Annotated in this window: 13 protein-coding genes; 3 read left to right on the plus strand and 10 right to left on the minus strand. The window is 56.2% G+C overall.

Going from position 1 to position 10634, the window contains the following annotated elements; all coding sequences use genetic code 11:
- Positions 1-29 precede the first annotated feature (29 nt).
- The 8 genes from ACMX25_RS37885 to ACMX25_RS37920 all read right to left on the minus strand — a co-directional run bounded on the left by ACMX25_RS37885 (position 30) and on the right by ACMX25_RS37920 (position 3835).
- Positions 30-1088: a hypothetical protein gene (locus tag ACMX25_RS37885; protein WP_414954984.1), complete on the minus strand. Its 1059-nt coding sequence runs from the start codon at positions 1086-1088 to the stop codon at positions 30-32.
- 34 nt (positions 1089-1122) lie between these two features.
- Complete coding sequence (locus ACMX25_RS37890; protein ID WP_414954985.1) at positions 1123-1401, minus strand: hypothetical protein; 279 nt, start codon at positions 1399-1401, stop codon at positions 1123-1125.
- 86 nt (positions 1402-1487) lie between these two features.
- Positions 1488-1775 carry an addiction module antidote protein gene (locus tag ACMX25_RS37895; RefSeq protein WP_414954986.1) on the minus strand — a complete coding sequence of 96 codons (288 nt, stop codon included), beginning with the start codon at positions 1773-1775 and terminating at the stop codon, positions 1488-1490.
- Position 1776: 1 nt separating this feature from the next.
- The gene (locus ACMX25_RS37900) at positions 1777-1965 is read right to left on the minus strand and encodes a type II toxin-antitoxin system RelE/ParE family toxin (RefSeq protein ID WP_414954987.1); all 189 of its coding nucleotides are present in this window, start codon (positions 1963-1965) and stop codon (positions 1777-1779) included.
- 267 nt (positions 1966-2232) lie between these two features.
- Complete coding sequence (locus tag ACMX25_RS37905) at positions 2233-2643, minus strand: hypothetical protein (protein ID WP_414954988.1); 411 nt, start codon at positions 2641-2643, stop codon at positions 2233-2235.
- Positions 2644-2781: 138 nt separating this feature from the next.
- Positions 2782-3006 carry a hypothetical protein gene (locus tag ACMX25_RS37910; RefSeq protein ID WP_414954989.1) on the minus strand — a complete coding sequence of 75 codons (225 nt, stop codon included), beginning with the start codon at positions 3004-3006 and terminating at the stop codon, positions 2782-2784.
- A gap of 41 nt (positions 3007-3047) precedes the next feature.
- Positions 3048-3233, minus strand: coding sequence for a DUF1488 family protein (locus ACMX25_RS37915; protein ID WP_414954990.1), 186 nt, complete (start codon positions 3231-3233; stop codon positions 3048-3050).
- 92 nt (positions 3234-3325) lie between these two features.
- Positions 3326-3835: a hypothetical protein gene (locus ACMX25_RS37920; RefSeq protein ID WP_414954996.1), complete on the minus strand. Its 510-nt coding sequence runs from the start codon at positions 3833-3835 to the stop codon at positions 3326-3328.
- On the opposite strand from ACMX25_RS37920, the gene ACMX25_RS37925 reads away from it, so the two are divergent.
- Positions 3800-4573, plus strand: coding sequence for an alpha/beta fold hydrolase (locus ACMX25_RS37925; protein WP_414954991.1), 774 nt, complete (start codon positions 3800-3802; stop codon positions 4571-4573). The two genes, ACMX25_RS37920 and ACMX25_RS37925, sit on opposite strands and share 36 nt — an antisense overlap.
- A 545-nt stretch (positions 4574-5118) precedes the next feature.
- Here the strand turns inward: ACMX25_RS37925 and ACMX25_RS37930 are convergent.
- Positions 5119-6525, minus strand: a complete 1407-nt coding sequence (locus ACMX25_RS37930; protein ID WP_414954992.1) for a RepB family plasmid replication initiator protein — start codon at positions 6523-6525, stop codon at positions 5119-5121.
- A 1123-nt stretch (positions 6526-7648) separates the two neighbouring features.
- Between ACMX25_RS37930 and ACMX25_RS37935 the strand changes: the two genes are divergently transcribed.
- Entirely contained in the window at positions 7649-8860 is a 1212-nt protein-coding gene (locus ACMX25_RS37935; RefSeq protein WP_414954993.1) for a ParA family protein, read from the plus strand.
- Complete coding sequence (locus ACMX25_RS37940) at positions 8857-9834, plus strand: ParB/RepB/Spo0J family partition protein (RefSeq protein WP_414954994.1); 978 nt, start codon at positions 8857-8859, stop codon at positions 9832-9834. Before ACMX25_RS37935 ends, ACMX25_RS37940 begins: the two co-directional genes overlap by 4 nt.
- Before the next feature lie 44 nt (positions 9835-9878).
- Here the strand turns inward: ACMX25_RS37940 and ACMX25_RS37945 are convergent.
- On the minus strand, positions 9879-10634 hold a 756-nt coding region (locus tag ACMX25_RS37945), incomplete at its 5' end, for an IS4 family transposase (protein ID WP_414954995.1).

Consider the following 10634-nt stretch of genomic DNA (forward strand, 5'->3'; position numbering starts at 1 on the left):
AAGCCGCCCGGGTTTGCACCCGGGCGGCTTCACGTCTGAACAGGTACCGTCGTCGATGCGGCTTCGGCCATTCCTTCGTGGTCGTCGCCAGCTTCGTGCCCGGCCTCATCAACCACGTCATCCGGATCAGCGCCCGCGTTGTGCGCCTCGTCGTCCGCCTCACCGTCTGCGTCATCATTCTCCCACGCATACGACCGGAATTCCGGCACCGCGCGGTTCGCGAGCACTTCCGGTAGCCAGCCCGACTCGGCCATCCGCACTTCGGCGGCAGCCGCCGCCGCGTCCTTCTTCATGCCTTGCACCTCGGCGGCGGCCTGCGGTGATACGTGCTCGCGCAGCACGTCCGCGATGCGCGACTTCGACACGTGATCGAAGTAGCTCGCGCGCGTGGGCTTCCAGTAATACGACAGGTCCACGTTCAGCACGTCGGCAAGGCTGTTGACGGCGTGTGCGCGGTCGGATCCATCGATACCATCGACGGCGGCCGCCACGCAGAACGCAAACAGCTTCGACTGGATGTCGGAACCCTGGTCGAGCAGCATCGGCAGCAGTGCGTCCGCGCGCGCCGGAAGCATGCGCATCCACTTCACGCGCTCGGCCTCGATCTCCTTCCACGCCACGCTGTCGGCCATGTCGTCGGCGTGTTTCACCAGTGCACAGCGCGATGTGCGCAGGTTCACCTCGGTCGCGTGCTCCGGATACTGCCGTTCATAGTGTTCTTCGAACACGACCGGAATCATGCGGCTCATCAGCACCGCGAGTGCGACGCTCGGATGCCTCGCCAGCTCGGTCTGGATCGCCGCCGTGCGGTGTGCAGTCAGGCGGCGGCACAGCTTTTCGTTATGCAGCGGCGTCACACGCGCAGGCATGCTGGATTGCCCCGTTGCCGCCACCGGCAAGGTATCGTCACCGCGTTCGACGGCCCTCTCCTCGGGCCGGATCAGGCCGCGCTCGATGGTCACGAAACCATCGTCACTGAGATAGACGAACGCCCCGGCGCGCTGCATGTTCTCTGGTCCGAACACGTCGAAGCGCGCGGCGTACTGATCGACCGCGGTAGTCCGCCGCGATTTGAGCCCGGATAGCACATGGGTTTTACTCCTGGATCATGTCCTCAAAGCGTCAGGATACTTCCGACGACTGAGCTCCCCGGACGACGTCGCGCAGCGTTTGAATCCTGTCCATCAGCTCGGTCTGCGCGAGCTCGTCCATTTTGCTTTCGCTGATATCCAATTTCAGCCTTTCCAAACGAACAGCGAGTTCGCCGGCCATTTGGGTGCGGTCCTCGGGCAGACAATCCTTCCAGTCGTGTTCGGCGGCTTCTACCGCTCTTCGCCATCGGATCCTCGCTCGATTCTCCTTGCTCAACTTCTGAAGATTCGCTTTAAATCTGCTGTCCATTCCAGTACGTTCCGTTCTTTTATCACGTAGTCCTCACCGCCTATCATTTATCCTCAAGACAAAGCTTAGCCTGTCTGGTAAAAAAACTATGCATGCACCTTGGCGGTCAGGTCGATCCCCAACGCCTTCATCACGGCAAGGATCGTTTTCAGCGTGGGGTTGCCATTCTCGCTAAACGAGCGATAAAGCTGCTCGCGGGACAATCCTGTTTCATTTGCTATCTGTGCCATTCCCTTCGCACGGGCAACGACACCAAGTGCCTTCGCAATATATGCGGCATCCCCAGTTTCTAGGGCATCAGCCATAAAAAAGGCAATCTCATCACTATCAACCAGCGCCGCGGCTGGATCATAGGTAGTCAGTTTCTCGACCATGTCAGTCCTTCCACTCTTGTGCGAGTTTCTTTGCAAGACTAATGTCCCGCGCTTGCGTGCTCTTGTCGCTTCCGCACAGCAATACCACGAGAATCGTACCGCGCTGTTGCAGATAGACGCGATCGCCGGGGCCGTAGTGAATTCGCAACTCACTGACGCCGTTTCCAACCGGAGCGATGTCGCCGGGCAAGCCTTCCGCAAGGCGTGATAGACGCCAATGAGGTCCGCACCCGTTTATCCTTCAGTTTTGATTCCCATAGACGGAAGGTCTCGGTCTGCTTGATCTCAATCGTCATGTATGGATTGTAGTTTATAAAATACAAACGGTCAAGTTATAAGATCCGCACCCTTCCGCTTCGCGCCGTCACCGTCGAAATACACTCGTTTCACGTTCCTCCCGCGGTTTAGCGAATCCCGGGCAATCCATCCATGAACTGGCGTGTTGCGTAATGTGGCACTAGCTTTTCGAAACCTCGGACAACATCCGCTTCCATTTCCCGCACGCCCTTCTCCCCGTGCAAATTGATTTGCCCGTCGCGTTAAATCGGCGATTGAAATAGTCGCTCACCTCATCAATTTTTTCAGGGCTGTCCGAGTCGGTATAGAGGACAGATCGGGGCGATGCGGCATCGTAGAACAGGTTGTACTTCCACTTAGGTACGAACGAGACAGGCTTCGACTCAGTGACTAGAAACGAGCCGATGAGTTGTAGCCGATCTTTCTTCCCCTTCGGGGTCACAAACGTCCATACCTTGCGAGGGAGGCGTTCCTTCAGTTGCTCAAGCACGGCTCCGTCAGACCCGAGCGTACCGATGCGTCCCTCCTTCATATCGAGCGCGAAGTCCCGCCAGTGATAGAAAATGTCCACGTCTCTCCTTGCCGTTCATCAATACGACACAGGGTCTCCCGCGGAGAAATCCGACTGAGAATTTCCAAGCCATTCTAACGTCCGCGACAGCACTCGATGCGCACACCTGCGTCGGCAAACAACGGATGCATTTCGCCCTCACCTATTACCGTTGTCGATGACGACGGCCAAGGCTAACCGCGCGTCTTCGAGCTCTTGGACGGCGGCCGTCAGACGTGCAAGCTCCAGCGCGGAAGCCTGTCGCTCCCCCACAGCGTTGAAATGCGCCTCTATCGCCGCGGACGCAGCTTGCACTTCGCGGGCGGCTTCGGCCACTCTTGCCAGCGCCGCTGCCTCACGAGGATTTGAATTCTCAGCTTTCATGTTTGCATTGTGGATTGCATTTCCGCACGTCACCCTCTCGCCTACCGTTGAAAATCGCCTGCCTCCAGTGGGATAGAAGCAGCCGCGAGTCGAAGCGCCTTTCGTTCGGCGATAGCGACGATTCGGTGGCGCCCATCAATGAAAATCTTGAGCACACGTGCATCGTCCGCATCAGGCTGAAGCCAAAAGAAGCGTTGCAACGATTCACGCGAAACCGTGCATTTCACGACGCGACCCGCAGCGATGAGTTAGAAGGCGACCGCGAGTCCGCCGTCAACGACGATAGCTTCAGGTGACTTGGTTGCCTTCATTCCCATCCTCATGCGAACCGATGATCCTCTAACGCACGGCGCCACACCTGAAGCATCCGTTGAACGACCGTACTAGCTGGGTTCAACTTCATGTCGCCCGTGAAGAGGCCCTGAACGTCAGCTTGTTTTAATGCAATGCCCACGCCGCGCAGATCGCGCCGTGCAATTTGCAACGCTAACTGCCCAGGGCGAACTCGATCATGCCACGGCAGACTCAGCCGATTGCGTGAAAGCCATGACCGGCAGGAGATCACCATGTGGTCCACTCGCCAATCACCGGTCAGCGCATAAGTCGCCGCCGCCGTGGCGACGAGATAACAAAGCAGGTCAGCACGCGCGTCGGGCAGGAGGCTCATTTCACGAGTTTTCATACATCCACTTTTACAATTAAACGTATCATTTTGGAAATCGCGGAACCGTTGGAACGCGCATCGCGAAGGGGCCGCCTCGTTCCCATCGAACAACAAAACAGACGTAGATAAATGACGCAGGCAATAGCCAAGTTCCATCTTAGTCATGGACCCAAAAACCGACCGATCCTTGTGTTCTTGCCCGGCGCCCTCATTCCGCCTAACGCCATCGCGCCCGTCACGAGAATCGTTAAACTTCGGGCCGTCGGTGTGGGTTGGCTCGAGGGTGCCGGCCCGCACGACCTTCACTCGGTTGCAGCGCGTGTAGCCATGCTAATAAGAGAGCTTGGACCAACGGTGTTGATAGGACATTCGGTAGGCACACCGATCGCGGCGCTCGCCGCTGCGATCGATTTACGCTCGGCGAAAAGGAACGTGGTTGGTCTGGTGTTGAGCAATAGCGGAGCGAATACGAAGGGACATGGGGATGTCGAATCAGTCATCGAGCGCGTCCTTCGCACATGGGGTCCGCCGCTGTGGAAAGCCATGACCGAACGCTCGCTTGGAAGCGTCTGCCCCGCCGAGCTTGTCGACTCGTTTATGACGTATCCACGCCGTATTACTGCGGACGCGACGGCCGAGAGCTTACGCAGTTTGCAACAGACCGACCTTACAAGCATGCTCGGTGAATTATCACCCGTTCCGACGGCGGTGGTCCATGGAAGCCGCGACCCGGCTCGCACTTTGTCCCATGCAGAAAGCCTAAGCAACGGCATTCCGGGTTCGAGACTCGTGGTCCTTGATACCGGTCATACATCATGCGTCGAGGCGCCTGGCGAGTTCGCCCAGGTAATACGCTCTGTCGTCGAGCAAGGCGTAAAGGCCGGCACCGGACGCGAAGATTAGCTGTTGGCCTGCTGTGATCAGAAAGTGTATGGCGGGGTCACTACGGCTCCAGATCAATGACCGCCCTCCCCTGCTCAGTCTCGCGCTCGCCAAGCTTCGCAGGCCATCTAATCCTTTCCTATGCACAACACACGCTGGCAGCGTGGTGCGCAACAATTTGGAAGTCCGCTCGGTGGACATCGTAGTGACGATATCCAGGCGGCGGCTATACAAGCTTGCGGTGGCCGATGAGCGGGGCGCACTACTTGCTGCAAACTCGCGTCGACTTGCTCGACGGTTGACTTGAGGAATGCTTTAACAAGCGCTTTGCTCACTTCGGGCCGGCTGAGTTGGCATTACCTCGAGGAAACAACTCACCTAATTTCTATTCACTCCCAAAATTAACGAACATTCGGCTGTACGGACCTTGCCGAGACGCAACGCGCCCGAAAGCTGCGATTATTGGCTGGTGACCTTATTTCTCGCAGGTCTTCGGGGTTTTTCGCTAGCACAATTAATAGGCACAGCTTGGGCAGAATAATCGAACTTCAACACCTGGAGACACGTCAGGCCGACGCACGGGACGAATTCATGCGCCCGAACACAAATTGTCCCAGGTACCAAACCAGGTCCGCATTAACGAGGATGGCCTCCTCGGTTACAGTCGAGGCCTCAAGTCTCATACGTCGGAGCATGAGTTTGCCTTGGCTCGACGAGACCCACGCGCGTATCAGTTCTTTCCGGTTTTTTGCGTCGGCAGCGTTGAAGTGTTCACGTCCCTTACGCGACTCCTCATTCATGCGTGCACGGACTTCTTCCTCGCGCGACTCCATGGTGCGTGCGACCGAACTCCGGGTTTCGTTTTTTGCGACCTCTGCTTCAGTTTCGTCGGTAAGCAGCTTTGCTTGAACGTCGACCATCGTCCGTTCGGCTTCAGACATCTTCCAGTTATCGCGCAAGGCTCTCATCAGGTAGCCGGCAGGACTCCTTTGCACCTGCCCGCGATTAATCTTGAACCGAGTGTATTCGACAGCTTGCTGGATATGCGCATCGGTCCAGACCTCACGGTTCTCGGAAATCTCTGTGAACTGTTTGGTCGACAGGTTGAATTCATCCTTGAGAATCTTGTACAGGTGGCTGGCGTCAGCCAAGCTGGCCAGGGCTGCGTCAGCAGTATCCTTGCGTTTGAGCAGAAACCTTATGCGGTCGATTCTTTTCGATGTGCTGGACTCGGTCCTGGTTTCATACGTCAACTCGATGTCCGATACCTCATTGATTTCCCGTACTGCCGGCTCAAGCCAGTCGCGCTTGAAGTATTTGAAGATGGCCGCGTTCGCCCCCATTTTCCCGGGCCAGCTTCGCATGTCTTCAAGCCTTATCCATTCGGTTCGGCCATCGGGGACACTCGGTAGGACCTGGTCATAAATCGCACGCGCCAGGCTGCGCGTGAAAGCCGTTGAAATGCGCAGGCTCAGCCAGTGAGACTTTTTTGGGTCACGGATGTGCGGCACTAGCCTAGGATGCACGTCGAATCGAATGCGCCCTCTGTGGAACCCCACCATCCCCATCAGTTGAACAGAGACCCACAGGTCGTCTTCATTGGGGTCGCGATCGAGCGGCGTATCTGTGACCTGGATTTTCGCGTCCTGCGCTTCCTCTGCGATTGTGCGCAAGTGCTTGAGATTGCGGCTGTCGTAGCGCATCAGCCACTTGAAATAGTTCAGTTCAACGTCGTACTGGTCACGTGCCTCCTGCTCTTGTGCGACGATGAAATACGCAGCGTCAAGAAAGCGCCGTGCAGGCAGTCCCATGTTGACGATTTGGGTGAAGAAGTTGTTCCGCTGGTAGCCGATTTCACGATTAGCTTCGCTGATGGGCATGCCCAGGTCGAACATGTCCTCGAACAGCGCGAGCGCCATCTGACGAGGTGTCACTCTCGACTTGCCTTCTTCCGGATTGTCCTCTGCCGCCATAAGCTCATCCGCTCTTCGTTTTCACTGCGGGGAATTTAGCATGCGTGGGTGAGCTGTCAACACATACGACCTCACCATCAGCCGGTTACAGAAGGCCTCTATACGACCTTCCCCGCTGACTTTGCACAATGAACCTCACCGCAGCACAATCAACCTCACCACTACGAACCCGCTTTCACTGTCAACGCCTTATCCCGTGGCACTGGAAGCTAGCCCCTCCCCACTCGGCACAGCCAACCTCACCTTCGCAGGAGCAGGTTTTTTGTGCACATGGGACCTCACCTTTGTGTGGAAAGAGCCTCACCTTTTCACACAAAGAAACTCACCTTCGCGCACAGAAAACCTCACCTTTGACACAACGCACCTCACTTTTAGAAGGTTAAGCCGTTGAAATTAAACAAAGTCGTGGTCCTCCGTTGGTATGTTGGTATGTTCGATTTTTTAAAAAAACAAACCAACCAGCCGCCATGAAGTTGGATTACTGAACGTCCCACAAACAATGGTGAGGTTCATTGTGCAAAGACTGGAGGCTAGACGGATGGTGAGGCTGGTTGTGCAGAATTCATGGTGATGGTTGATTGTCTGTTACATGCCCAGGTTCTTTTTCACAGAAACACGTTTTTCGATGCCTAAAGTACGCAATTGAAGGTGAGGTTCTTTGTGCTGATTTGCGCACGAGCCTTTTTCCGGAATCCTGTCGCGTTTCTTTAGTTGAAATCCAGAGACAAAGGTGAGGTCCGTTGTGCTGTTTGCAGAAGATCGAATGGCACAGGAGTAGTAGCAGCACGATCGGTCTCACCCTGAGCGTCATTTTTGTGCATTTTTCCATTTGCACAGGCGCGACCTCGCAGAAACAGCACAAGCGACCTCACCTTGAATGTCTGGTCAGTGACCGACAGGCCGGGTTCACAGCATGCAACCCAGGACAGCGGGGCCGGATTGCGACAGTTCCGAAGGGGAGCCCTCCAGCTTTACGCTTGGCGAACGCACTCCACTAGGCGGAAATGAAAACATGATGGTCGTTTTCGCAGGAACTCTCTTATAGTAAACAGCAATTTATAGCGCACTTTTCAAGTGTTTCCTGTATTCTGAGGTTCATCGAAATTTCCGGAAAAACCTCAGAATGGTGAAAACGAGCCAACTTCCTGCTGTAGACCGAACTGTTCACCTTGAGCAGATTAGCCAGTTCGCTGAAAAGGTCTCGATTTTCACGGATGAACTCCGTGACACTATTCTCGCCCCCCGACCGCGAAAGGCTGCACCCGTCTTCAAAACGGGGGAGATTGCCGAAATGTGCAATATTGCTCACTCACAGGTCCAATACCTCGCCACCAAGAGTGACGGTGAGTTGCCCCCGGGCACCGCTGCGGGCACAGGCCGAACCCGCACCTTCACTCTGGAGGAAGCACGTGTCTGGGTGCAGAAAGTCTCTGACATCTATCAGACTCCGCTCATTACCGGTACACGCGAACCTGAAGGGAAAATCATCATCACGGCCCAACTAAAAGGTGGGTCGGCAAAGACGACCACAACCATGTGCCTCGCACAAGGATTGACGTTGCGCGGTCGCAAGGTGCTGGTCATCGACCTCGACCCGCAGGCCTCGCTTTCCGAACTTTGTGGTCTTTACGCGGAAAAGGATGTGACGCCGGACGACACCATTCTGCCGTTCATTTACGATCAGGACATTGAGGGCGGGTTGGGAGCACGTGTTCAGTCGACGTACTGGGACGGACTTGACGTGATTCCGGCTCACACTGAACTAATTGGTGCAGAGTTCCATCTGCCTGCGATGCAGAAAATGAGGCCCGGCTTCCGGTTCTGGACTGTGCTGCGGCAAGGGCTAGAGCCGCTGCGCAAGCGGTATGACTACATCCTGATGGACACGTCGCCCTCCCTGTCGTACCTCAATCTGAATGCGCTGCTGGCGGCAGATGCAATGGTGATGCCGATGGTCCCTGAGAATCTGGATTTCATCAGCTCGTTGTCATTCTGGCGACTATTTTCCGATGTTTCCAAGAGCTTCATCAAGTACGAGACGGACAAGAAATACGACTTTATTTCGTTGCTGCTTTCGAGGGTCGATTATGGGCGGACTTCGTCCGCACCCATAGTGCGTGCATGGGCTCAAAGCGCCTACGAGAGCTGGTTGCATTCGATTGAAGTGCCCGCCAGTTCCGTGATGAGTACAGGAGCGCTGGCGTTCTCAACGGTATTCGATGTCAGCAGTACCCATAGCGCGTCCAAGTCGTTGCAGCGGGTAAGGCAGCCCCTTGTCGACTACTGCCGATGGATGGATGAAATTTATGCAGAAAAATGGAGGAACGCGCAATGAGCAACATGCGTGAACAATTGTTGGCCAAGACCGCCGGCATCCGGGCGACCTCGTCTATCAATGAAGATGAGGTGAAGCGAAATACCCGAACGCAGACGGCGCCTGGCCTCGCGGGTGCATTAGCGGTTGCACAGCTCCGTGTGCAAGAGCTGGAGTCCACCGGTGCCACCTCGCCATTGGCGGTGTCCGATGTTGTGCCGAACCCCTGGCAGCCGCGTCGAGTATTCAACGAGGCGAAGCTGTCGGAACTGGCCGAATCCATTCGTGAAGTCGGGCTTATGCAGCCCATCGTGGTGCGCCGGTCTGAGGAAATCTATCAGATAGTGGCGGGAGAACGTCGGTGGCGCGCGCACAAAATGGTGGGGCTCGACAAGATAAACGCTGTTGTTGTGGAGTGTTCCGACGCGGACATGGCGGTGCTGGCCCTGGTGGAAAATGTCAGTCGTGATGACTTATCCGACTATGAAGTCGCCATGTCCATTAGGCAAACGGAGAAGGAGTTTCCTGACCGGAAGCGGATGGCCGAGGCGCTGGGTATGTCCCGCAGCGGACTCTACCAGTTTCTCTCGTTCGAAAATCTGCCTGACTTTATCAAGAAGGACCTCGACATCCAGCCACGGTTACTTGGTGGGACCGCAGCCCAAGCAATTGTTGCGGCCATCAAGAAGCATGGCAACAGCGGTCTGAAGGCCGCAGTAGAACTCTGGCCGCTCGTTGTGAAAGGAGACATGGACCAAGGGAAAGTTGCTGCGGCGATTAAGGCGTTGGCAACCCGCCGAACAACGATGACGAACTCTGCCAGCGAGCGGAGCATCGACAAGTTTTTCTCCGGCAAGGAACACGCGGGCTCCATTACCAAGGACATCAGCGGTATTACGGTGAAAATCAAGTCCGGCGTGCTCACCGACGCGCAGGAGACGCAGATCCGAGAGCTTATCAGCCAGATGTTCCACGCCCAGCCTAAAGCGAGTTGAGGGAGGCTCGCTGCAAAAAAGCCCGCCTTGCGCGGTAATGCCGTTCAGTTAAGGTTCTTCTTAAGGTATCGAACGGTGTAACGTTTAGGTCGGGATTTGACGACCCGCTCGCATGCGCGACCGGGTCGTTTTTCGTTGGGTAAGGCCTTGAGCCGTTCACGCAGTCGCACAAGGCACGCGGGCAATTTTGCATAGGCCGGAGTAACGGCGGCCCATATCATTTCGTGCTGGATCGTGTGAAAGGCCCGCACGAAGCTGATATCGGTCGGCTCGAGTTTGGCTTCCCATGCGGCACTGGCGATCTCACGGCGAATTAGGTTGTAGGCGATCAACGCACCCCATATCTCCTGATACACCCCTTCGACCGTGCGACTGCGCAAGGTCAACTCCGAACCCAGCATCGATTGCTTGATCTCCCGGAAACTGGTTTCGATCTGCCAACGACGCTCGTAGCAGGCCACGATATCGGCGGGTTTGAAACGCCGACGCTCGCCCAGCGAAGTCAGCAGCACGCGTTCACGCCCGCGCGCGTCGATGGTGCGGATCGCCCGCGCATTCCAGAATTCGGGCAAAGCCGGGCACTTCTTGCGCGCCTGCTGCGAGACGCGCATGCGCACCGTTGCATCGTCAGCGGTACCCGCGATCACTTCCCAGCAGGTATTGGATTTGGCTGGAATCAGGAAGTGGCGATTGCGTGCGCCCATCGTCAGACCACACAGAATCTCAGCGGCCAGAAAGCCCTTGTCGAACACAGTCAGCGAGTCTTCCGGTATCTGCGGCAGCAGGCTTTTGGCGTACAC

The organism is Caballeronia eucalypticola, assembly GCF_047608185.1.
Classification (GTDB): Bacteria; Pseudomonadota; Gammaproteobacteria; order Burkholderiales; family Burkholderiaceae; genus Caballeronia.